Raw genomic sequence first — 21,212 nt, 5'->3', positions numbered from 1 at the left:
TTGCCGGGGCTGGAGAAACCTTATGTCTTCAAGGTTGGTCGCGCCGATCGCAAATCCATGGTTTCCGGGCTTACCTGCTCGGTTCTGAAGAATGGTCAGGTCGACATTGCACTTGTGACTGCAATCGATGGGCGCGTGAAGGCCTTCAATTTTCGCATTCTGACCGATAACAAGGAATTCTTCCCAAACTAATCCGCTGTGGCTGTTGTGCGCACGGCTGTTCTCGAAGCTAACCCAGGTATCGAAAAGCCCCTCAACGAGCTCTCTGCCAAGCTGACGAATGAGATGATGCAGACGCTGAACACTCAAGTCGATGTCGACAAAAGGCCATCGAAGCAGTTGCGAAGCAATTTCTAACCGAAAGTGGCCTTATCTAAGTTTAATGATGAGATTTCCCGTTTGGTATAGCGAACGGGAAATCCCGACTGTGATTAAGCGCGGAAACGTGACTCACCAAAAATGTCATCTAAGCCATTCAATTTAAAAAGGTTATCTGCATTCTAAGAGGGGCATGATAGGCGCCGACTATACCCCCTCTCCGAACGGCAATATGGCATTTAAGTCAGTAGGTTAGTGGCAGAATTCGAGGGGTCAGTCTTCGGCGCTTAATCACAACTGTGGGACGAAACTCGCCCTTGAAGCCTGTGAAGGAACTTTCGCACTTAATGATAGAATTAGCGTCGGAATTCGACCCGAGAATACCAGGATTACTCGCGAAGAAGCTGACGGACCTGTCTTCTCTGGTTCGGTTGACCTTCTAGAACATCTGGGCGAGGTGCAGATCCTTTATATCGACATGGCCGGTTTCGACACCAAATATCTGATCAAGACGCCTGAAGAAGCGGATTTCAGGCTATCAGATACGTTATCATTTACAGCATCGACGAAGGACATGCATATCTTCTCCGCCAATGGAACAGCGGTTCCGGCTCAAGTAATCTAGAGTTTTGAGTATCAATTTGAACGATGATTTCGGCGCAGCGGCTCATAGTGCGGTTTTGCAAAGGTATTGCAGTGATCTCTGGTAAACGCAATTGATTGTCGTACGCGCTCGGTCGGTCGGAAAAGATCGTAGACGGCGAGCTCCACATTATGGAGGCCATCACCATATAGCGAGCAGCCATGGCAACGTCGGGAACGACAGTAGCCCCGGCCCAACATCAACGAAGATTGCGCTGGGGCCGATGCGGTTAGGCTCAGGACCCATTGATTTCAGAATGATGAGCTGATTCAGTTTCGCCTTAGGAGACTGATCGGTTCTGTCGCGAATTTTTTACTTCTGCTGCGTTATTGTCGCTTCAGTGCACATGATTGGGTGAGGTGACTGGGTACGGCGATCGCTTTCAAAGGGGCCCATTTCCCCAAAAGTGTCATGCTTTATGCGGTGTTCTTCTATGTTCGCTATCCGGTTTCCTATTGCGACCTTCAGGAAAATATGGCTGAGCGTGGCGTAGATGTTGATCATGCAACATTAACCGCTGGGTCGTTCGCTACTCCCGACAGATTGCGGATCAGGCACAGAAACGCAAACACCCAACGCTTGGCTCCTGGCGGGTCGACGAGACCTATATAAAGGTCAAAGGGAAATGGACCTATCTGTACAGAGCCGTTGATCGTGACGGCCAAACTTTGGAATTTATGCTCTCGGAGCGTCGAAATCTCATTGCAGCAAGGCGTTTCTTTAAGAAAGCCATTGCAAGCAATGGGGTTCCGCACAAGGTCGTCATTGATAAAAGCGGAGCGAACCTGGCTGGTGCACAGGCTGTAAACACGATCCTGAAAATCACGGGCACGGGCAAGATGATTGAAATCCTGAGGGTTAAATATCTCAACAACATCCTTGAGTAGGATCATCGGTTCATTAAGCGGATCACCAAACACATGTTAGGCTTCAAAGCATTCCATTCAGCTTCGGCTACTATTGCGGGCATTGAAGTGGTGCATATGCTCCGCAAAAACCAATTCGCAAATGACAACCGTTCGCTATTTCAAGTCTTTGCGGAGCTCGCAGCATAATTGCGTCCACAAATAAGGCCGCTCTTAACCGGCTGAAATTTTTGCGACAAAACCGGACGAACTGGCATACCGAGCAGTAATGCACCTTACAAATGTTTCTGCTATTGAGCGCGGGGTGCGAAACGTCAGTCTCGACAATCTGTATTTCCTGGCGAAGGCGTTGGAAATTTCTCCCTCCAGGTTGATTGAAAAAACTGCAGAAGTTGATGTGTCTGCTGAAGGCAATTAAACGGTCAGAACTATTGCTGACCGTAGTAACAGTAATATCGTGTCAATCCGAGCCTCGGGCAACTTAAAGTTTATCGCGTACTGCACCAAGCGCGATTTCCGCATTTTTTTGAGCGATATCTTTTGTCTTTGCAGCCGACCGGATGGTAAGGCGATCCCCATCTTTTAAAAAAGTAAGGTTGACGCTGACTCTTCCACCAGCAAGGCGGATAGATGTCATCCGTCCAACTAACGAGCCAACAGATAACTTGTTGATCTGGCAAGGCAGCCCTTGCTGATTGCAGGCTTCTTCCAACTGCAGAAAATAAGCCGCATCGGACATATCTTTTTGTCCCACATCGGCATTTTGCCGATCAATCAACAATTTGATCGTCTGACCCTGGAAGTCATCCACACTGATCATACTGTCTTTGATGGAAACCTTAAAGTCGCTTCCAAATGCTTGAGTAATTTCTTTCTCGTCTTCGTGAAAATCAAGCGGCTTGAATCCTTCCGCAAAGGCAACGCCATTCTGGAGCAGGGCAATAGTCAATAAAGCCGTAAAAAAAACCGCAGTCGAGCGCAATACCGTGTCCTCCTCGTTGAAGGGCTCAATCAAATATCGGATTTTGCCCTGCTTTGCGGTTGCAGCCTTCTGGTCAATTCAAGCGGTAATGTGACATTGTCGCTCCAAAAACATAAAACGGCACAATACGCGGCGGAGGGTAATATTTGAAATTGCTGCTAATCATTTGCGCACCGGATAAGTGCTATCCCAAAGGTCATATCTTATCCTTTCTGTGTCTGTAGGCATCGGCCAGCTGAGCGAATTGACGCTAAATATCACTAACTTCTGCCGCCTTTCCCGGCTTTTTCGGAACACTCTTCCCGCGGATGTAAAGCGTCGCTTGACATTGTTTTTGTAAAGCATTACTTTCCATTCATGGAGATAGAGAATGTTCGCCATAAGGCATTGAGAAAGTTCATCGAAACTGGAAAGCCTAAAGGTTTGCCAGGCGATTTGATTGATCGGCTGTTTAAAATGGTGAACTATATCATAGATGCTGCCTCGATCGACGAACTCGAAATTCCGCCAAATTACGGCCTTCACCAGTTGGTTGGCGATAGGGCGGGAACCTTTGCTATGACAGTTTCGCGTAACTGGCGCATGACATTTGCGTTAAACGATGACGGAGCAATCATCGATCTGGACCTGGAGGATTATCACTGATGGCAATTAAAATTCATTCTTCTTTCGCGATCCATGCCGGTGAGTGGCTCAAGTCAGAAATCGTAGAAGCCCACGGCATTAGAATCAACGATCTGGCAGAAGCTTTTGGCGTGAGCCGACAGGCTGTCAGTGGTTTGCTCAACGGCCGTTACGCTCTAACGGCAGACATGGCGATCCGGTTCGAAAACGCCTTTGGTGTAAAAGCTGAAACGCTGATGCGCATGCAGGCCCGTTATGAGCTGGCTAAAGCGCGGGAACACGGGGCTGAATTGGCTGTTAAAAGTCTTGTTGCTGCATAGCCAATTCAAAAACTGGCACTGTAAACTTAACATCTTCTGATCAAAGACATGGTCTGTGGCTTCTGCTAATGCTGCCTGCAAGCATGCGATCTCACTCCACACTTACATAGCGACGGCTCTGCACCAGCTCGTCAAGAACGAACTCATCAAGATACCACTTGTCGCCAAACTGACCGGTGGACCGCCGGCACTGTAACGTTAACTTTGTTGTCATCTGAGTTGGCGATTATGCGCTATGCCACAGTCTCGTTCCTCGCTTTACCACCGTCATCGTTTTCCAGCTGATATTATTGCTGAGGCCGTATGGCTATATTTCCGTTTTCCATTGAGCTTTCGCATGGTCGAGGACATGCTTTCTTATCGGGGGATCGGCGTTACTCATAAGACAGTCCGCGAATGGGCTGAGAAGTTCGGGCGACAATATGCCAATAGTATCCGTCGCCGTACGCCACGGCTTGATGACAAATGGCATCTGGATGAATGCGTGATATCAATCCGAGGTGAGAAGCATATTCTTCGGCGTGCGGTAGATCAGGATGGGTTTGTAGATGAAGTTTTGGTGCAGAAACGCCGAGATACCAAGGCTGCAAAACGCTTTATCCGTAAACTCTTATCCGGCCAAGGCTGTTCGTCCCGCGTCATGGTCACCGATAAGCTTGGTTCTTACGGTGCTGCAAACCGTGAGATCGGCCTGAGCGTTTGCGAACATCGCCAGCATAAGGGTTTAAACAATCGCGCAGAGAATTCGCATCAGCCGATCCGGCGACGAGAACGCATAATGAAGCGTTTCAAATCCGCGCGACATGTACAAAAGTTCGCTTCCATTCACGACCCAATTTACAACTTGCATTACTTCCCACGCAGCAAATTCAGTTCAGCCAATCACCGTGAATTACGGCAAGCCGCAACCAACATGTGGCGTGAAATTGCATGCCTGGAAACCGCGTAATGATAGCCGCAAATATCTAACCGCGTCTGTTCTCAAGTTAACGTTACAGTGCCCGGTTTTGAAGGGCGTGCATTTCAACATCTCCTGCCGTTCGGGGACCTGGCATTCGATTTCGAAATGAATGTCATGTGGTTCGCACCCGGAACGTTCTTTCCTGCCATCGAAACGCACGTGATGGAACATGGGCTGTTCATGCTGGAGGGGCAGGGGCTCTATCTGCTGGATGACGAATGGCACGAGATTTGGGCCGACGATTTCATATGGATGGGACCGTTCTGCCCGCAGCAATTCTACCCCTCTGGTCCGGAAGAGGCCTGCTACCTACTTTATAAGGACATGAACAGAGATATTCCGCTTTGACATAATGTCACCGGGATAAGTACATACAATATCGGATCGCCAACACACTTCCGTACCCGAAATAGTATACCGATCAGGCCTCCTTATGTCTGATGAGAATAAAATAAAACCTTTCAACAAGTTGAGCCGCGAGCACTGTGGGCAGCGGTTCGATTCTTTTCAAGACTGTTATGGAATTGGGCTCGTCGGCTGACAATGAACACTCAACGGTAGTTTTCGCCCCACATGAGTGGAAAGTGGTTAGCAGCCAGATGGGACGAAGATCTTTCGGGGTCGAGAAGTGAGGTCAGTTTCCCGCTCTAGCCTAAATTACGCTGACGTTTTCGGCCTTGGACTTGCCCGTTTTGCGGTCTTGTCCGATATCGTAGCTGACTTTTTGTCCATCCTGAAGTGCGCCGCCAAAAGCGACTGCTGAGATGTGAACAAACACATCTGCCCCGCCATTTTCAGGAGTAATAAAGCCGAAGCCTTTCTCGGTGTTGAAAAACTTAACTGTACCAGTCGCCATCGTTTCCTCTTGGGACATTGTTGCTAGTATACGTCTATCTTTCTCGACAATCAGTCGCAACAGGAAACAGAAACAATCATGCACGACATCATCTGCCCGCATTGCAACAAAGCTTTCAAGATCGACGAGGCTGGATATGCGGATATCCTTAAGCAGGTCAGAGACGGTGATTTCGAGAAGCAGCTGCATGAACGTTTGGAGTTGGCCGAACAGGACAAGCGGAACGCAGTTGAGCTTGCGCAGGCCAAGGTCGCCAGCGAATTGCAGAAAACGACTTCTGCGAAGGATTTTGAAATCCATGAATTGCGGGCAAAGCTTGAGGCAGGCGAAGTCGCGCGGAAACTTGCGGTAGCTGAGGCTTTGAGCGAGATCGAAAAGCAGCGCGACAAGCTGGTGAACGACCTTGATAACGCCAGGCGCGATCAGGAAGCGATGTCCAAACTCGCTGAGGCAAAGCTCATTTCAGAGTTGCAAAAAGCTGGTTCAATTAAGGACGCTGAAATCCAGAGTTTAAAGGCTCGGCTCGATGCCGGTGAGCTATCGCAGCAACTCGCCGTTACACAAGCGGTTAGTGCGATGGAAAAAGAGCGCGAGGAGCTGAAGAACGGGCTTTCTCGAGTGGAGCTCGAAAAGCAACTGGCTGAAACAGCTCTCAAGGACAAATATGAAACACAGCTCCGGGATCGCGATGACGCAATTGAGCGTTTGAGGGATATGAAGGCGAAGCTGTCGACTAAGATGATCGGTGAGACGCTCGAACAACATTGTGCCACTGAGTTCGACCGCATTCGGGCGACCGCCTTTCCCCGCGCTTACTTTGAAAAAGACAACGACGCACGTAACGGAAGTAAGGGTGACTTTATCTTCCGCGATATCGAAGACGCAGGCTCGGAAATTGTTTCGATCATGTTCGAGATGAAGAACGAGAACGACGAGACCGCGACCAAAAAGAAGAATGAAGATTTTTTCAAAGAGTTAGACAAGGATCGCAGCGCTAAGGACTGTGAGTATGCAGTACTGGTTTCACTTCTGGAGCCTGAGAGCGAGCTCTACAACACAGGAATTGTAGACGTTTCTCATCGTTATCCGAAAATGTACGTGGTGCGACCGCAATTTTTCATCCCAATCATCACACTCTTACGAAATGCGGCGATGAATTCGCTTAAATACAAGACAGAGCTGGCATTGGTGAGAGCGCAGAACGTTGACATCACCAACTTTGAATCCCACCTTGACGATTTCAAATCAGCGTTTGGTCGAAACTGGCGTCTGGCTTCAGATGGTTTCGAAGAAGCAGTCAGGCGTATTGATGAAGCCATCAAAGATCTGGAAAAGACAAAAGAAGCGCTTCACAAGTCGGCCAATAATCTTCGACTTGCAAATGACAAGGCTGAGGATCTGACGGTCAAGCGTCTCACACGTGGTAATCCGACTATGGCAGCGAAATTTAACGAACTTAAGCCTGGAACCTCTGAGGCGGAATGATGCGTGAGGAAGCCCCAAAGCTTTAAACTCGACAGACACTGACAATATTGTTTTGATCCGGTTGCGGATTGGGGACAACTGTCATTGTCGAAAGCCAAAAACTGGATCATTGGTGCTGCATCCATTTTCATCATTGTGAAGGTGTTTGGCGACGACACGCCACGGCCAGGATCGCCGCCCGTACCTGTTTCTCCTTCCAATGAACTACAAAAGCCAGTGGCTTCAGAACAACAGGAAGCGGCCTTTGGCTTGTTACAGCCACCATCCCCGCAAAATTCAGACCAGCCAGCAAACGCGACCAATCAACATCCTTTTGGCCTTAAGTTTCTAATAGTCTACTCGATAAGGGGTCTCAATGACCTTCGAAGTATATCCCACTGACATATCCCTTCCGGTACGCTACCTATATCATATTAACGTGGATACAGTGAGGAGTGACGCAGATGGAGCAGGGAGCAGTATTTCAGAGCAATCGAAGTCAAGCTATCCGCTTGCCGAAGGCAGTAGCTTTGCCTGCCGATGTGAAGCGTGTTGATATTGTTGCTGTGGGGCGCACTCGAATTATAGCACCTGTTGGTGAGGTGTGGGATAGCTGGTTTGAGGGTATTGAACCGACATCCGACTTCATGATTGAGCGTGATCAGCCTGCGTCGCAGGAACGCGAGGCGTTGTAATGCTGAAGTACATGCTGGACACTAATATATGCATTTTTACGATCAAGAATCGACCACAGCAAGTGCGGGAAGCATTTAACCGCTTCCACGATCAATTATGCATCAGTTCGATTAGCTTGATGGAATTGATTTATGGGGCGGAAAAGTCCGCCAATCCCGAAAAAACCTTGCAGTCGTGGAGGGGGTCGCAGCTCGCCTTGAGGTATTATCGTACGATGAACTGGCAGCAAACCATACGGGCCAATTACGTGCCGAATTGGCCCGTAACGGAACTCCTATCGTCCCATATGATCAACTGATAGCTGGCCACGCCCGCTCACGTGGTCTGATTATGGTTACGAACAATCGCAGAGAGTTTGATCGTGTTCCTGGCTTACGAGTAGAAGACTGGACCCTTCAATTTCTAACTCCCGTTCATGGACTATTGGTATTCCGTGATTGTTTGTTCCATCCAAATCACTGACGGGGCGTAGGCTCAATTCCTTTCAGGATATTATGGACCATGTTGTCGCTGCTAAGGAACACCCGCTACGAATCTTGACTGGCAATCAGATCCGCGCTTAGCCGGCTTAGCGCCTTCATTTCAGTCGCTCGAGGCATCTGATCCAGCCCTCATAAGCGGACACCTTAGAAAGGTCTTCGTCTGAAGTAGGCGAGAAACGGTCGGGGCAGGTCTAGGCTCACCGTCAGGTCGGCTCTCCCAGATGCTCTCGCATCCAGCGGGCCTCCTCGGTAGCACTTCGCCCGAAATGTTTGCGGAAATCGCGGCTGAACTGGGTGGCACTGGCATAGCCGACTTCGGCTGCAACACTGGCGATTGAGCCACGGTTGGATGCGATCATCAAGCGCGCTTCGTGCAGTCGCATGGCCTTGACGTAGCGGACTGGTGATGTACCGGTGAAGGCCTTGAAATGGGTGTGATAGGAAGGAACACTCATACAAGCCTCTGCTGCTAATTCCGGGACGGAAACGCCTGTTGTGAATGATGCGCGAATACGTGCAAGGCTATCCACGATCCGGCCAGCAGGGCCCCGGTGACGCAGGGTGGCCCGAAGAGCGCCCCCTGAGGCCCGACGAGGACCAAGTAATGCAGTTCCCGCATTATGCCGGGTCCGAGGATCGCGCATTCCTGCGGGTCCGCAAGCGCGTTCATGGTTCTGCGCAGGAGATCTCGCAACTGCGTAGACAAGGGGCTTGAGACAAGACTCCGAGCTTGCTGTCGCGTCGTGTTTTTACCGTTCTCAAGCATCACAGCGATCTCGGCAGCCAGATGCAGGTCGAATTCCATGTAGAGCGCGAGCAGTGGCATTTCGGGACTGGCTTGCGACGCCATGCGGAATGGGACTGGAACCGATACGCCGAGATAGTGATCAGCATCGTAGCGATAGATTTGCCCATCCAGGAAGCCCTGTTTCGCGCCTTGCAGCACAAAGACCGCACCAGGTCGATAGAGAACCGGCACATCCTCCAGAACGGCCTCAGACCGTAAGATACGTATGCCACCCAAGGCCGTTGGGTTGTATCCGGGGTGTGGTGCTAGTTTGGATGCCTGCCAGGCTAGTTCGTCAGGTTTCATAGGATCGTTCAACTATAACAGAGGATCCGTGCTGTTGGACGGGTTCGTTTCAGATTATTTTACAATCTATCGAAACGCACAAGCAAGGCCCAATCATGACAGCTAAGACGTTCTTCATTACGGGTGCCAATTCGGGTTTCGGGTTTGCCATTGCCAGGGCAGCATCGCGGGCGGGACACAATGTGATCGGCACCGTTCGTTCCGAAGAGGCACGCAGCTCCCTGCTCGAGCGACTTCCAAGAGCCCATGCTGTATTATGTGACATCACCGAATTTGAACGCATTGAGGGGATCGTTCAAAGAGCCGAGGCCGATTTCGGCCCGGTTGACGTGCTGATTAACAATGCCGGTTACGGGCACGAGGGAGTGCTGGAGGAATCCCCATTGTCTGAGATGCAGCGCCAGTTCGACGTGAATACTTTTGGCGCCGTCGCTGTGGCCAAGGCGTTCTTGCCGCACTTCCGCCAGAGACGTTCGGGATTTGTCGTCAATGTAACCTCGATGGGCGGCCTTATCACAATGCCGGGGATCGCCTATTACTGCGGCAGCAAGTTTGCGCTACAGGGTATTTCCGAAGCCATGCGTACCGAGATGGCACCATTTGGGGTGCACGTCACCGCGCTTTGCCCAGGCTCTTTCCGCACCGACTGGGCGGGACGCTCCATGGTACGCACAGAGCGCTCGATCGACGAGTACGACAGGCTCTTTGATCCGATCCGCGAAGCGCGGCAAAAAAGCACGGAGCACAGCTCGGTGACCCGGAAAAGCTTGCTGAAGCAGTCATGTCTCTCGTGATGTCGGAAAATCCTCCGTCGCAACTGCTTTTGGGCAGCGACGCACTTGGTCTTGTTCGCAATCGGCTTCACGCGATGCTCCGCGAGATCTACGACTGGGAAGCACTCACCCGTTCCACGGACGGCTGACAATCAATTAGGTAGTCCGCCGCAAGCCCAGTCCCAAACGTCTATAAGTTTTGGGTTGGGGTTTGCGGATAGCATCTACGTTGCGAGTTTGTTGTCGTCATCCGCCCGCTGAGGGGGTAGGGTGAGCCGAGACATTGTGCAATACTTGCCATTGCCCGTCTGGATGATGATTTGGGGATGGTAGGACGGAGATTGCAGCAATGGTAGAGGAACGGCTGCCCATAGGATACGCGGGGGCGGCGCAGCAGCACCGGCCCCGTATCGCGGTTAATTGGGGACGATAACACTCATGCCGCCATCGGCCATGACGACGGCTCCGACGATATAGCTGGCTCTTGGCGAAGAAAGGAACGCGATCACTTCGGCGATCTCGTGCGGTTCTGCGGCGCGCTTGATTGGAGAGTTAGCACCATGCTGGCGTAGATAATCTTCGCTCAGAATATTTGTCGCGACATCACCCGAGCCGACCGCATTGACGCGAATGCCGTGCTCGATCGCTTCCAGGGAGAGTACACGCGTAAGCTGAGCGAGAGCCCCCTTCGAGGCGGCATAGGCGGCGAGCGTTGGGAACGCCTGGAAGCAGGCGTAAGAACCGATGTTGACTATCGTGCCACTCTTCGCGGGTATCATCACTTTCATGGCTTCGCGAGAAAATAGGAATGCACCTGTAACGTTTACAGCGAGGACTCCGTTCCAATCGTCGAGGGTCATATCGACAACCGGTTTGTTGATGATGATACCTGCATTGTTGACGACGATATCCAGGCGTCCGAATTCCTTCATGGCCGTCTGTACAGCACCGGAAGCAGTCGCCTCTTTGGAAACGTCACCGATGAACGGGACAATGCCTGGTTTTGCAATGGCCTCGACATTCGAACCGCGGCTAACGGCAATGATCTTGGCTCCGCGAGCATGAAGCAGTTCCGCGGTTGCTTTGCCGATACCACTCGCAGCGCCAGTGACGATTGCGACCTTGCCTGCGAACTCTTCGGATAATGCTTTGATACTTTCCATCTGATCTCTCCTTTCGAGAATTTCTGATCGAGACTTTGCCAGAGCGACCGGCATGAAGCCGGCCGCAGAACAAAGGGAGCTTCACTGTCCTTCGGGGAAGTCCGTGGCTGCCGAAGCATCGCCCCAAGCCTCGAGGTCTTTTCGAACGCCAGCAATCTTTGCTTCGGCCAGCTCGTTGGCGATCGTGCCGGCGAACAGATGCAGCGGCGGTTCGGCTGCTGCCACGGCAGTGATGATGAGTTGCGCCACTTTCTCGGGATCGCCTGCCTGTTTCCCATCCAAATGATCAAGGTGAAGGTCGAGTGAGGCCTTTGCCTCCGTATATTCGTCGATGCTGTGCTTCGCGATGGTGAGACTTCCGGTAGACAGGAAGTCGGTTCGAACCGGGCCAGGATAGACAACCGTCGCCTTGATTCCGACTTCAGCGACCTCGGCAGCCAGAGACTCGGTTAAGCCCGCGAGCGCGAACTTGGTCGCGACATAGCTGCTCCAGCCCGCGTAGCCACCCTGGATGCCGACGATCGAGGCCACGTTGACGATGTGGCCCGCTCGCTGACGCCGCATATGGGAAAGCGCGAACCGCATGACGTGGAGCGGCGCGAACACGTTCACCTCGAAGTTCCGACGATATTCTTCATCACTGAGTGCCTCGACGGTACCTTGCTGACCGTAGCCGGCATTGTTCACCACCACGTCGATGGCGCCGAATCGCTCGACCGTTGCATCGATCGCCGCCTTGACACTGGTTTCGCTCGTCAGGTCGGTTTCCAGAGCCAGCAGGCCATCTGCACCAGCAAAACTCTTCTCGAGAGCTGCCCTGTCTCGAGACGTCACGGCGACGCGATGTCCGCTCGCCAGAAGCGACTTTGCGAGTATTTGACCGATACCTTTTGCGGCACCAGTAATGAACCAGACTTTTGAACTGTTCGTCATTTCAAGATTTCCTTTTCTGATAGAAGGCAGAAGTTCGATGGAGCCAACTCACGGCCCGTTTCCGAGGGATCATGCAAGCAGTGCCACTCAGGGCAGATGCCGCCATTTGCTCATGCGGTGGTGCAGATCAAGGACATCTCCATCGATGACGAAGCTGCCGTCGCCTCGATGATGGATGGTTCGCCGCTCCTTGCGATCGGCATCGAGCCAGAGCCGTTCGACCTTCAAAATGAAGAGGTTGTACTCGTCGACGAGGCTGGCATCGGCCACCCTGCATTCGATATTGGCGACGCACTCCCTGATCAGGGGCGGCCCGACGTTGCCGGCAGGTACCTGCGTCAGGTTGAAACGCTGGAATTTATTGAGGGTATCCCCGGAGCAGTTACCAATATCGACGACCGTTTCTGCCAGATCGACGGTCGGTATGGCGATGACGCACTCATCGGTTTCCCGCAGCGCTTCATAGGTGTGGTCCCACGGGCCGATGATGCAGCCGATCAGCGCAGGAGCATGCTGGATCATCATGTGGAAACCCATTGTCATAATGTTGGGCTTTCCACGCAGGCTGGTCGTCACGAGCACAACTGGCCCCGGCTCGAGCAGCCGATGGGCATGCGCGGCTGGTAGCTCCTTCATGGTGGGCATGGACTTCTTCCTCTGTATTTTGGGCAGCGCTTCGGAAAGTGGAAACGCGTGCTTGCTTGTCGAGGAAAGGATATGCAGGAACTTCGCGCTTTGATCTCTCGGTGATTTGCGCGTCCTGTTGGGATATTGCTTAATTCGTCATCGGTCTAAGCCGTGGGTTTAAGCTCCGCGATAGTCGGTCGGAGACAGTCCTGTTTCGCGACGGAAGATCTGGGCGAAATGACTGGGACTGGAATAACCCACCGCCAGCCCGATCTCTATGACGCTCGCGTCTGTTTCTTGTAGCAGCAGCTGGGCTTTCGCCACCCGCTGCCGAATGAAAAAGAGTGATGGAGGTAGCCCCGTCGCCTTCTTGAACAACCGGCTGAAATGAAACTCGCTCATTCCTACCGCCTTTGCCAGACGCGTCAGATCAAACGGCTCCGCAAGATGGGCATCCATGTATGTGGTAGCCTGTCGGAGTTTCGATCCGGGAAGGGCGTTTGACCGACGTGCGTCCTGCCCGGACGCCGTGTATTTGCGCACGAGGTGGACCGCCAGGCTCTGCGCCAGGCCTTCAACGAACAAGGCATCGGCGTCCCCTTTGACCAGGGCTTCGTGAACAAGGCTCAGAATATGAGATAGGGTTGAATCACGGCCTCCGGAAATGTCCTGCAGGGAAACGGAGCTGTTCGTTCCAAGCATCTCCCGGACAATCCGCTCAAACAACGGAACCGCCAAATAGAGGTGCATCACCTCAAACGGCTGATCTCCTTCGCTTCGCCATCGCATCTCGTATGGCTCCGGCGTACGGGTGAGAAAGAAGTCTGTGGGTTTTACTTGCGATGCCGACCACTCTCCGCCGAGATCGCGCTCTTCAACGATCGCTTCACCTGAAATGACCCAGACAATGAGAGGCTCAGCCACGGCCGGGACGAGGAATGGCGCCTGACTTCGATTTCGTGAGAACAGCTGAACAAACAGATCCCGCCAGGTCACGCCGTCGCTGCTGATAAGCGTCGTCCCACTGATGTAGCTTTCGAGCCCGATCGGCGAGGTTCGCGCGGGAGCAGTTAGCAGCGAGGGAGATTGATCTGGGGTCACGGTCTTACGCATCCGGCTTTCGCTTCTGTTCGTCGTTACCAACCATCTGAAAGAGCGGCAGATACATCGACATTACCACTGAGCTTTCTCCTGACATCAGTCCGAATCCGGCCTTCAAATTGAAGGATGCCGTCGGAATGACCGACAAGCCGCAGTGGAGCGGACATGAGTCGTATCCGATGGTTTCCATTGCGACGCGCTGGTGACGCGAAGATAGATAATCGATCCGCATCGCTGGATGCGACAGAACCTACTAAACGTACCCCTGCAGGGCGCTGGGGCGATGTCAATGAACTGGTCGGCGCTGCAGTATTCCTGGCCAGTGATGCAGCCTCGTTCGTCAACGGGCAGACGATTTTCGTCGACGGTGGCATAACGGCAAGTCTGTGATGGATTGAGTTCCCCCAGGACCTGGAGCATTTTCTGTTTTGATTGAATCATTGGAAATGCTATAACTATTTGTTTTTACGCGCATCTTTTTCTGAAAACCACTTCACCCTTTTCGGAATGCGCTCCAGACTGTCAATCAGATGATTGGATCAATCATTTCAATCGTTGATCGCACCATTCTTTTTCAAAGCGAACTGCGAAACAGATAGCATCGTTTCATAATTAATTGTGAAACGGCTTGTAAAGGCGTGCGCCAGCTTTTTCGGCCGCAACCTTTAAGCGCTTGTCTCGGGTCCATAGTGACGTTCGCCTGTCAAGAAGAACCGACGCCAGCAGGTGGACATCCGTATAGCCAATGCCCATGCTAAAAATACAGTGCTTTTCAACCATGGTCATGACTTCATCATGTGTTGCGATTACAGCTTCACGCTGCACATTCAAAAAAGCCAGGACACTCGTTCTGTCTCGGAGGCTGCCCAACGCAAGTTCGCCAATAATTACTGGATGGCAAAGCAAGAGATCATCACTGATAATTTTAATAAGCTCATTATCGCCGCCGCGGAAATGGTCGATCCAAATTGAAGTGTCTGCCAGTATCACTTATCCACTGAGCTCCGGCGGCGAGGGGCTGCTTCCATGTCAGGCATCGTGCCTCCGAGGGCGATAAGGCGTTTACCAGTCTCCAGTCGCACAAGTGTTTCCAGCGCTTGACGGACTAAAGCGGCTGTTTCTTTCGTGCCTGTCAAGGATTTGGCTTTTTCTAATAGATTGTCGTCAAGATTGATGGTTGAGCGCATGATTAACTCCCTATATATCACCTAAAATAGCACCAAATGATGCCGATATCAACATTCCCCTGTCTGCTCATTCCTAACGATCCTGACTGGAAATCAGCACGTAGCCCAATGGCAGGGGTCCGCGGCGGCGGGGACGAGATCCTTGGTATATATATCTGCCTGATGATAGGCCGTTCTCGTTTGCAGGGTTCTGTGCAACAAATGACCCGCTTGGTATCAGTTCCTGCACCAATTTGACCGCTATGCCCGTCGAACCCATTTCATCAATCCACACCAAGATGCCGATAATCCTAAAACCGGAGGTCTATGAAGCGTGGATTGATCCCGCAACTCGGTTCCAGACGCGAAGGAATTGCTGAAATGGCACCTGGATGGCGATCTTCAAATGTATCGAGTTGACCGCCAGATTAATTCAAGTCGCTGGGCAGATGATGAAACGCAGATTCAGCCGATTTAGATTCAGAAGGAACTCGTTCGGCATAAACGACCTGATTTCGGCCTTTGTTCTTGGCCGCATAAAGGGCTTTGTCGGCTCGAGTAAGAGTTTCTGAAAACGTGGCTTTGTCGATATGGAGGACAACTCCAATTGAAACCGTTACAGAAATCGCTGTTGTACCTATCTGGAATCTTTTGCTACCAATGACCTGGCGAATTCTCTCGGCCGATATCTCGGGTGACATACTTCCCTTGTGGCCGAAAATAATGACAAATTCTTCGCCGCCGGAGCGGGCGATAAAATCTTCCGGGTACATCACGTCCACAATCCGAACCGCAATGTCTTGAAGCACGAGATCACCAGATTGATGACCATAGGTATCGTTGATGGTTTTAAAATCGTCGATATCGAGCATCGCAACGGCGCGACGGCCCTGGTTATCCTGATTGTTCTCCAAGCACGCCTGTCCGAAAGCAATAAGCGAACGGCGATTGGGGAGTTCCGTTAGATGATCACGAGAGGCCGCATCTTCCCACCGCTTTTTCACCTGGTCGGAACACATTAACAGGAACGACGTCGTGCCTATGACAGGCATAATGCAAAGAATCATCGGAGTAATTGCATTCATCCAATGTCCGTTATCTGCGACAGTATTCAGACCGTGATCTTCATAGAACAAATAAATGAGCGTGCGTGCCAGATTGGCGATTGTGACCGCGACATAAATAACAGTCATCGAAAGATTACCCCGGGAACGATATTCCGGATTTCTGATGTTCTGAATTAAGATGGTGGCAGATGCACAAGTGATGAATCCCCAAAGAATTGCCACAATAAATATGCGTGCTCCAATATCGGGAACAATAAAAAGATAATAGGCATACGGGATCGTACCAATCGCAGGAACAATAAAGGCGTTGGTATAGACACTAAACCCATGAAATTTTCGAATGCTTGCGTGATATGAACAAAGGGCGATTAATAGCACCGCGTTGGCCAGTGCTGTTGCCAAATTATGTGGGATATGATCTTCGATGGCAAATGTAACGCAGCCAATTGCTACCAAAAGAGTAGCCGCTTGCCATATACGAGCTGCGGGGCGAAGGGATTGGGGAAGATCGGCCAATACTGCTGTCAGGACACCACCGTTCGCAAGAATGACGAGCGTTACTGTTATATAAACAGATCGAGTGTCCATGATTACCCCCTCGTAGACAACTCGATCATATTGGGAAACGGTTTAAATAACAACGCGACCAATAAAGCGAAGTGTGCCGTTCGACGCCCAGTCCTACGAGAGGAATTGGAAGTAGAGGGGAATAGCCTATATGGCTTCCCGCTGACCTCCGACCTCATCTGGGGATGGCTATGTGCTAAACAAAAAGCATTGTAGCACATCTTGAAGAAGACCCCGACCACCAGACCGACATTTGGGCGGTTGCGGTAATCTTTTGGGGAGTTCAACTGGAACGTCCGATCGGACTTTCCATCGTGACGACGTGAAGTAACCGCACTGGCCAACCGCTCTTCGGTTCCATAATTTGTCTTCCACCTCCCGCCAATGCGATCAATTTCGCTGGATCTGCGGGATCACGGATGACGTCATTCACGGATAGCGATCCTTCAAACATTGTTGACGGTCTGGTCAATCAAGTACCACGTCACTCGTTAATGAGTGCTACCTGAGATAGATTCCGATCATCCATAACCTCGCAATCGCTATCCTGATCCGCATAAAACTTTCGGTATCGACCGTTGTTGTGACTAATCAGTTCGGCATGACTGCCCTGTTCGGCAATCCGTCCGTCTTCGATTACTATGATGCGATCGGCATTGACGATGGTCGCTAGCCTGTGGGCTATAACGAGCGTGGTGCGGCCCTGCGATAGTTCGGCCAGCGATTGCTGGATGGCACGCTCCGTCTCAGTGTCGAGCGCAGATGTCGCTTCATCGAGGATCAGGATCGGCGGGTTTTTCAGGAAGATGCGCGCGATGGCCAGACGCTGCTTCTGTCCGCCCGATAGTTTAACACCGCGTTCGCCAATGATCGTGTCCAGACCATCCGGAAGTGAGGCGATCATTCTGTCGAGCCTTGCACGACGGGCCGTTTCGACGATCTCTGCTTCCGTGGCATCGAGACGACCATAGGCGATGTTCTCACGGATTGTACCGGCGAACAGGAAGACGTCCTGCTGCACGATGCCGAGGTTAGAGCGCAGGGACTTCATGCTCATGTCGCGAATATCGGTACCATCGATGCAGATTGCGCCATCGGTCACTTCATAGAAGCGTGGTAAAAGCGAGCAGATCGTTGTCTTGCCCGCGCCGGACGAGCCGACGAAAGCGACAGTTTCTCCGGCGCGGATGGAGAGGTTTATTCCGTCGAGTGTTAGTTTTTCGGAACTGTAGCCGAAGCAAACATTTTGATAGTGGATGTCGCCAGTCAGCCTCTCGGTTGAACGTGCCTGTGGCCGGTCTGTAATATCGGGTATCGTATTCAGGAACTGTGTATATCGTTGGAAGCCAGCAATGCCCTTCGGATATGTTTCAATGATCGCATTGATCTTGTCGATCGGTCGGAAGAACACACCAACCAGAAGCAGGAAACCGACAAAGCCGCCCGCCGACAGTTCGCCTCGCGCCACGAACCATGCTCCCGCCAACATCACCACGACCTGCACGAAGCGCGTCGAAAGGTAGGACAGTGACATGGACGCCGCGAGGGCTTTGTAGGTTTCCAGCTTGGTTGTCAGATAGTTTTGATTGTTTTCAGCAAAAAGTTTCCGTTCATGATCCTCATTGGTGAAGGCCTGTACCACCCGGATACCGCCGACGTTTTCCTCGATACGGGCATTGAACTCTGCTACACGCCCGTAAAGCGCGCGCCAGGCTCTGGTCATGCGCTTGCTGTAACGGGCGGAAAAGATCGCAGTCACTGGCACAATGGTCGCGGTGATCAGCGCCAGCGGCACATGCACCCACATCATGAGAACAAAAGCGCCGATCAGCGTCATGAGCGCGATAAACAGATCTTCGGGCCCGTGATGGGCGACCTCGCCAATCTCCTCGAGATCTTTGGTCAGTCTTGCGACCAGGTGACCAGTCTTCTGGTTGTCGAAGAAGCCGAAGGAGAGTTTTTGCAGATGGTCGAAGGCCTTCCTTCGCATCTCGGTTTCGATCTTGAGGCCGAGCATATGGCCCCAATAGGTGACGATGACCTGAAGACCGGCATTAACCAGATAGATCAGGAGCAAGCCCAGAGATGCCAACGCGATCATGCCCAGTTGGTTGGTGGGAAGCAGGCGGTCGATGAACAATGTCACCGCGATCGGGAAAGCCAATTCCAAAAGTCCGGCTACGACTGCGCTGGAGAAATCAAGCGCGAACAGCCAACGGTGTGGCTTATAATAGGCGGCGAAGCGCATCAGTAAGTCAGTCATGGGGCTGCTCTTTTCCCGGGTGACGGGCTTTATCCAGCCGCAGCGCTTGCGATGCTGACATCGCATCGAGTGCCTGCCGCCCTTTCGGCACGATCAGCGGAGTATTTGACACCGGATCAGGAATGATGACGGACGGTAGACCAAACACGTCTTCAACCAACCGTTCGGTGACGATGGCTGACGGTTCGCCTTCGGCGACGATTGCCCCGTCCTTCATGGCGATCAGGTGCGAGGCATATCGGCAAGCATGGTTGAGGTCATGCAGCACGGCGACGATGGTGCGACCTTGACGGTTTAAATCCGCCAGCAGGTCCATGAGTTCGATCTGGTGGGCTATGTCGAGAAAGGTCGTCGGCTCGTCCAGAAGCAGGATCGGCGTTTCCTGCGCCAGCACCATCGCGATCCAGACGCGCTGGTGTTGATTGCCGCTGAGAAGTGACCCGGTGGGGGTGCGGACAAAAACTTGGACTATCATGGAGGTAGTTCATGTATTCCTACGAAGACCGGATGCGAGCCTTTGCGCTCTACATCAAGCTGGGCAAGCGTGCGAAGGCCACTATTCGCCAGTTGGGCTATCCAAGCAAGAATGCTTTGAAGGGCTGGTGCCGGGAATATGAGCACCATCTTGAACTGCGTTTAGGATTTGCACCTCGAGCCCCGAAGTTTACACAAGCCCAGAAGGAAGCGGCTGTTGAGCATTACCGCACGCATGGTCGTTGTGTTTCTGCAACGATGCGCGCCTTGGGCTATCCTGGTCGTGCAATGTTGACCGCTTGGGTTCGAGAGGCGTTCCCTGAAGCTCAAAAATCTACAGTTGGTAGGGCTGCTCCTCCACGATATCCGGAGACATTGAAGAAGACTGGCGTCGTGGGGCTTTATAATCGGCAAGAAAGTGCGCAGTCCCTGGCTGAAAAGCTCGGCGTATGCAGACCGACACTGTATAACTGGAAAAACCAGTTACTTGGTCCGGAGGCTCCTGCAATCATGAAACGTAAGAACAACTCGCCGCCAGTGCCAGAGCGAGAAGAATTAGAGCGTCAGCTCGAAACACTGCAGCACGATATACAGAAACTGCAGCTTGAGCACGACCTTTTGAAGAAAGCGAATGAAATTCTAAAAAAAGACCTGGGCGTCGATCTGCAACTCCTGAGTAATTGGGAGAAAACGCTGTTGGTTGACGCCCTAAAAGATCTTTATCAACTCTCCGATCTGCTTGCTCAGTTGCGACTGGCGCGCAGTTCATATTTTTATCATCGAGCCCGTATGAGGGTGACCGACAAGTACCTCACTATACGTCAGAACATCACCGAAATCTTCGGAGCCAACCGTCGATGCTATGGCTACCGCAGGCTACAGGCGTCATTGGCCAAGCAATCCGTTATAATCTCAGAGAAGGTTGTGCAGCGCTTGATGAAACAGGAGAACCTGATCGTTGCCACGCCCAAGCGGCGGCGATACCGCTCCTATCTGGGAGAAATCAGTCCGGCACCCGAGAACCTTATTAATCGCGACTTCCAGGCCACAGCGCCGAACGAGAAATGGCTAACTGATATCACTGAATTCCATATCCCGGCTGGCAAGGTGTATCTCTCGCCCATCATCGACTGCTTCGATGGTCTGGTCATAAGCTGGTCTATCGGAACGAAACCAGATGCGGAATTGGTCAATATGATGCTCGATGCCGCAATAGAAACTCTCACAGGTAGAGATGAGCGGCCAATAGTGCATTCTGATCGTGGTGCGCACTATCGCTGGCCGGGTTGGCTATCGAGGATCAGTGATGCAAAGCTGGTGCGCTCAATGTCCCGCAAGGCGTGTTCTCCAGATAACGCTGCGTGCGAAGGCTTCTTCGGAAGGCTGAAAACAGAGTTCTTTTATCCCAGCGATTGGAAGAACACCACACTCGAGCAGTTTATCAAGGAAGTTGATGGCTACATTCGGTGGTACAACGAGAAACGGATCAAGATATCGCTTGGCGCTCGAAGCCCAATCGAATATCGAAACAGTCTTGGCATTGTGACGTAAAACCAGTCCAAGTTTTTATCCGCACCACCCCGGGTCACTTCTCAGCGACAATCAACACATTCTGTACCGAAACGAAAATTTGTGTGCAACGACAGAGATTTAGAGCAATTCTAACCAATGGGTTGTCATGCACAAACCGCACTATTAAACTTGTATTTTAAAGTCATGTTTCTTGCTGATTTTATTGCAAGTTGGATTTTACATCACGTGTAAATCGTGCAG

At 51.8% G+C, this 21,212-nt stretch carries 21 protein-coding genes and 8 pseudogenes; 16 read left to right on the top strand and 13 right to left on the bottom strand.

From position 1 onward, the window contains the following. From ACSME1_RS20390 to ACSME1_RS20370, 5 genes and pseudogenes are all read left to right on the top strand, one after another. Positions 1-192: a hypothetical protein gene (locus tag ACSME1_RS20390; protein WP_435655699.1), complete on the top strand. Its 192-nt coding sequence runs from the start codon at positions 1-3 to the stop codon at positions 190-192. A gap of 6 nt (positions 193-198) precedes the next feature. Next, on the top strand, positions 199-357 hold the full coding sequence (locus tag ACSME1_RS20385; protein WP_435655698.1) for a glycine betaine ABC transporter substrate-binding protein: 159 nt from the start codon (positions 199-201) through the stop codon (positions 355-357). Positions 358-673: 316 nt separating this feature from the next. Then, positions 674-943, top strand: coding sequence for a TOBE domain-containing protein (locus tag ACSME1_RS20380; RefSeq protein ID WP_435655789.1), 270 nt, complete (start codon positions 674-676; stop codon positions 941-943). Between the two features lie 429 nt (positions 944-1,372). Beyond that, positions 1,373-2,016: pseudogene (locus ACSME1_RS20375) on the top strand (IS6 family transposase). A gap of 37 nt (positions 2,017-2,053) precedes the next feature. Continuing rightward, positions 2,054-2,245 (top strand): helix-turn-helix domain-containing protein, encoded by a 192-nt coding sequence (locus ACSME1_RS20370; RefSeq protein WP_435655788.1) that lies wholly within the window; start codon positions 2,054-2,056, stop codon positions 2,243-2,245. Between the two features lie 63 nt (positions 2,246-2,308). Here the strand turns inward: ACSME1_RS20370 and ACSME1_RS20365 are convergent, their stop codons facing one another. Then, positions 2,309-2,809, bottom strand: a complete 501-nt coding sequence (locus ACSME1_RS20365) for a hypothetical protein (protein WP_146113594.1) — start codon at positions 2,807-2,809, stop codon at positions 2,309-2,311. A gap of 357 nt (positions 2,810-3,166) precedes the next feature. Between ACSME1_RS20365 and ACSME1_RS20360 the strand changes: the two genes are divergently transcribed. Continuing rightward, complete coding sequence (locus ACSME1_RS20360) at positions 3,167-3,454, top strand: type II toxin-antitoxin system RelE/ParE family toxin (RefSeq protein WP_105708317.1); 288 nt, start codon at positions 3,167-3,169, stop codon at positions 3,452-3,454. Next, positions 3,454-3,753: a HigA family addiction module antitoxin gene (locus ACSME1_RS20355; RefSeq protein WP_100558202.1), complete on the top strand. Its 300-nt coding sequence runs from the start codon at positions 3,454-3,456 to the stop codon at positions 3,751-3,753. The genes ACSME1_RS20360 and ACSME1_RS20355 overlap by 1 nt, the downstream gene beginning before the upstream one ends. A gap of 112 nt (positions 3,754-3,865) precedes the next feature. On the opposite strand, the pseudogene ACSME1_RS20350 reads toward ACSME1_RS20355, so the two are convergent. Next, positions 3,866-3,940 (bottom strand): annotated as a pseudogene (locus ACSME1_RS20350) (IS6 family transposase); the annotation flags it as partial. A gap of 48 nt (positions 3,941-3,988) precedes the next feature. Here ACSME1_RS20350 and ACSME1_RS20345 point away from each other — a divergent pair. Together ACSME1_RS20345 and ACSME1_RS20340 are read left to right on the top strand one after the other, a co-directional pair. Continuing rightward, the gene (locus ACSME1_RS20345; RefSeq protein ID WP_105708318.1) at positions 3,989-4,702 is read left to right on the top strand and encodes an IS6 family transposase; all 714 of its coding nucleotides are present in this window, start codon (positions 3,989-3,991) and stop codon (positions 4,700-4,702) included. Between the two features lie 48 nt (positions 4,703-4,750). Further along, on the top strand, positions 4,751-5,062 hold the full coding sequence (locus ACSME1_RS20340; protein ID WP_435655697.1) for a hypothetical protein: 312 nt from the start codon (positions 4,751-4,753) through the stop codon (positions 5,060-5,062). 304 nt (positions 5,063-5,366) lie between these two features. On the opposite strand, the gene ACSME1_RS20335 is transcribed toward ACSME1_RS20340, so the two are convergent. Further along, complete coding sequence (locus tag ACSME1_RS20335) at positions 5,367-5,570, bottom strand: cold-shock protein (protein WP_105708320.1); 204 nt, start codon at positions 5,568-5,570, stop codon at positions 5,367-5,369. Positions 5,571-5,930: 360 nt separating this feature from the next. On the opposite strand from ACSME1_RS20335, the gene ACSME1_RS20330 reads away from it, so the two are divergent. From ACSME1_RS20330 to vapC, 3 genes and pseudogenes are all read left to right on the top strand, one after another. Next, positions 5,931-7,055, top strand: coding sequence for a DUF2130 domain-containing protein (locus tag ACSME1_RS20330; RefSeq protein ID WP_435655696.1), 1,125 nt, complete (start codon positions 5,931-5,933; stop codon positions 7,053-7,055). Positions 7,056-7,498: 443 nt separating this feature from the next. Beyond that, a complete protein-coding gene (gene vapB / locus ACSME1_RS20325) occupies positions 7,499-7,729 on the top strand; it encodes a type II toxin-antitoxin system VapB family antitoxin (RefSeq protein ID WP_105708324.1) in 231 nt (76 codons plus the stop codon). Then, positions 7,729-8,192 (top strand): annotated as a pseudogene (vapC, locus tag ACSME1_RS20320) (type II toxin-antitoxin system tRNA(fMet)-specific endonuclease VapC). Before vapB ends, vapC begins: the two are co-directional and overlap by 1 nt. 223 nt (positions 8,193-8,415) lie before the next feature. Here the strand turns inward: vapC and ACSME1_RS20315 are convergent. Further along, positions 8,416-9,305: pseudogene (locus tag ACSME1_RS20315) on the bottom strand (AraC family transcriptional regulator N-terminal domain-containing protein). A gap of 95 nt (positions 9,306-9,400) precedes the next feature. Between ACSME1_RS20315 and ACSME1_RS20310 the strand changes: the two are divergent. Continuing rightward, positions 9,401-10,227, top strand: a pseudogene (locus tag ACSME1_RS20310) (oxidoreductase). 267 nt (positions 10,228-10,494) lie between these two features. Here ACSME1_RS20310 and ACSME1_RS20305 read toward each other — a convergent pair. The 4 genes from ACSME1_RS20305 to ACSME1_RS20290 all read right to left on the bottom strand — a co-directional run bounded on the left by ACSME1_RS20305 (position 10,495) and on the right by ACSME1_RS20290 (position 13,914). Beyond that, positions 10,495-11,241 carry an SDR family NAD(P)-dependent oxidoreductase gene (locus ACSME1_RS20305; RefSeq protein ID WP_105708330.1) on the bottom strand — a complete coding sequence of 249 codons (747 nt, stop codon included), beginning with the start codon at positions 11,239-11,241 and terminating at the stop codon, positions 10,495-10,497. A gap of 81 nt (positions 11,242-11,322) precedes the next feature. Beyond that, positions 11,323-12,174 carry an SDR family oxidoreductase gene (locus ACSME1_RS20300; protein WP_105708332.1) on the bottom strand — a complete coding sequence of 284 codons (852 nt, stop codon included), beginning with the start codon at positions 12,172-12,174 and terminating at the stop codon, positions 11,323-11,325. An 87-nt stretch (positions 12,175-12,261) separates the two neighbouring features. Next, entirely contained in the window at positions 12,262-12,810 is a 549-nt protein-coding gene (locus tag ACSME1_RS20295) for a flavin reductase family protein (protein ID WP_105708344.1), read from the bottom strand. A gap of 168 nt (positions 12,811-12,978) precedes the next feature. Continuing rightward, positions 12,979-13,914, bottom strand: a complete 936-nt coding sequence (locus tag ACSME1_RS20290; protein ID WP_435655695.1) for a helix-turn-helix domain-containing protein — start codon at positions 13,912-13,914, stop codon at positions 12,979-12,981. Between the two features lie 243 nt (positions 13,915-14,157). Between ACSME1_RS20290 and ACSME1_RS20285 the strand changes: the two are divergent. Continuing rightward, a pseudogene (locus tag ACSME1_RS20285) lies at positions 14,158-14,292 on the top strand (SDR family oxidoreductase); the annotation flags it as partial. Positions 14,293-14,514: 222 nt separating this feature from the next. Here the strand turns inward: ACSME1_RS20285 and ACSME1_RS20280 are convergent. Together ACSME1_RS20280 and ACSME1_RS20275 are read right to left on the bottom strand one after the other, a co-directional pair. Next, on the bottom strand, positions 14,515-14,892 hold the full coding sequence (locus ACSME1_RS20280; protein ID WP_100558512.1) for a type II toxin-antitoxin system VapC family toxin: 378 nt from the start codon (positions 14,890-14,892) through the stop codon (positions 14,515-14,517). After that, positions 14,889-15,089 carry a type II toxin-antitoxin system VapB family antitoxin gene (locus ACSME1_RS20275; protein ID WP_105708336.1) on the bottom strand — a complete coding sequence of 67 codons (201 nt, stop codon included), beginning with the start codon at positions 15,087-15,089 and terminating at the stop codon, positions 14,889-14,891. Before ACSME1_RS20275 ends, ACSME1_RS20280 begins: the two co-directional genes overlap by 4 nt. A 140-nt stretch (positions 15,090-15,229) precedes the next feature. Between ACSME1_RS20275 and ACSME1_RS20270 the strand changes: the two are divergent. Beyond that, positions 15,230-15,448 (top strand): annotated as a pseudogene (locus ACSME1_RS20270) (SOS response-associated peptidase family protein); the annotation flags it as partial. 48 nt (positions 15,449-15,496) lie between these two features. Here ACSME1_RS20270 and ACSME1_RS20265 read toward each other — a convergent pair. The 3 genes and pseudogenes from ACSME1_RS20265 to ACSME1_RS20255 form a co-directional block, all read right to left on the bottom strand. Then, the gene (locus tag ACSME1_RS20265; RefSeq protein ID WP_105708340.1) at positions 15,497-16,723 is read right to left on the bottom strand and encodes a GGDEF domain-containing protein; all 1,227 of its coding nucleotides are present in this window, start codon (positions 16,721-16,723) and stop codon (positions 15,497-15,499) included. Positions 16,724-17,186: 463 nt separating this feature from the next. After that, a complete protein-coding gene (locus ACSME1_RS20260) occupies positions 17,187-18,965 on the bottom strand; it encodes an ABC transporter ATP-binding protein (protein ID WP_105708342.1) in 1,779 nt (592 codons plus the stop codon). Beyond that, positions 18,958-19,398 (bottom strand): annotated as a pseudogene (locus ACSME1_RS20255) (ABC transporter ATP-binding protein); the annotation flags it as partial. The gene ACSME1_RS20260 and the pseudogene ACSME1_RS20255, both read right to left, overlap by 8 nt. Before the next feature lie 53 nt (positions 19,399-19,451). Between ACSME1_RS20255 and ACSME1_RS20250 the strand changes: the two are divergent. Then, positions 19,452-20,990 (top strand): IS3 family transposase, encoded by a 1,539-nt coding sequence (locus tag ACSME1_RS20250; protein ID WP_435655694.1) that lies wholly within the window; start codon positions 19,452-19,454, stop codon positions 20,988-20,990. Positions 20,991-21,212 lie beyond the last annotated feature (222 nt).

Source organism: Brucella pituitosa (genome assembly GCF_965577835.1).
GTDB classification, from domain to species: domain Bacteria; phylum Pseudomonadota; class Alphaproteobacteria; order Rhizobiales; family Rhizobiaceae; genus Brucella; species Brucella pituitosa.
The sequence above is the reverse complement of the archived record's forward strand: the minus strand, read 5'-3'. Positions and strand labels throughout refer to the sequence as shown.

Excerpts from the sequence above, each read along its gene's own strand:
- ACSME1_RS20275 (WP_105708336.1), bottom strand. The coding sequence starts at position 15,089 with ATGCGCTCAACCATCAATCTTGACGACAATCTATTAGAAAAAGCCAAA.
- ACSME1_RS20295 (WP_105708344.1), bottom strand. The coding sequence starts at position 12,810 with ATGAAGGAGCTACCAGCCGCGCATGCCCATCGGCTGCTCGAGCCGGGG.
- vapB (WP_105708324.1), top strand. The coding sequence starts at position 7,499 with ATGGAGCAGGGAGCAGTATTTCAGAGCAATCGAAGTCAAGCTATCCGC.
- ACSME1_RS20290 (WP_435655695.1), bottom strand. The coding sequence starts at position 13,914 with ATGCGTAAGACCGTGACCCCAGATCAATCTCCCTCGCTGCTAACTGCT.
- ACSME1_RS20265 (WP_105708340.1), bottom strand. The coding sequence starts at position 16,723 with ATGGACACTCGATCTGTTTATATAACAGTAACGCTCGTCATTCTTGCG.
- ACSME1_RS20345 (WP_105708318.1), top strand. The coding sequence starts at position 3,989 with ATGCCACAGTCTCGTTCCTCGCTTTACCACCGTCATCGTTTTCCAGCT.
- ACSME1_RS20305 (WP_105708330.1), bottom strand. The coding sequence starts at position 11,241 with ATGGAAAGTATCAAAGCATTATCCGAAGAGTTCGCAGGCAAGGTCGCA.
- ACSME1_RS20360 (WP_105708317.1), top strand. The coding sequence starts at position 3,167 with ATGGAGATAGAGAATGTTCGCCATAAGGCATTGAGAAAGTTCATCGAA.
- ACSME1_RS20300 (WP_105708332.1), bottom strand. The coding sequence starts at position 12,174 with ATGACGAACAGTTCAAAAGTCTGGTTCATTACTGGTGCCGCAAAAGGT.
- ACSME1_RS20260 (WP_105708342.1), bottom strand. The coding sequence starts at position 18,965 with ATGACTGACTTACTGATGCGCTTCGCCGCCTATTATAAGCCACACCGT.
- ACSME1_RS20355 (WP_100558202.1), top strand. The coding sequence starts at position 3,454 with ATGGCAATTAAAATTCATTCTTCTTTCGCGATCCATGCCGGTGAGTGG.
- ACSME1_RS20250 (WP_435655694.1), top strand. The coding sequence starts at position 19,452 with ATGTATTCCTACGAAGACCGGATGCGAGCCTTTGCGCTCTACATCAAG.
- ACSME1_RS20335 (WP_105708320.1), bottom strand. The coding sequence starts at position 5,570 with ATGGCGACTGGTACAGTTAAGTTTTTCAACACCGAGAAAGGCTTCGGC.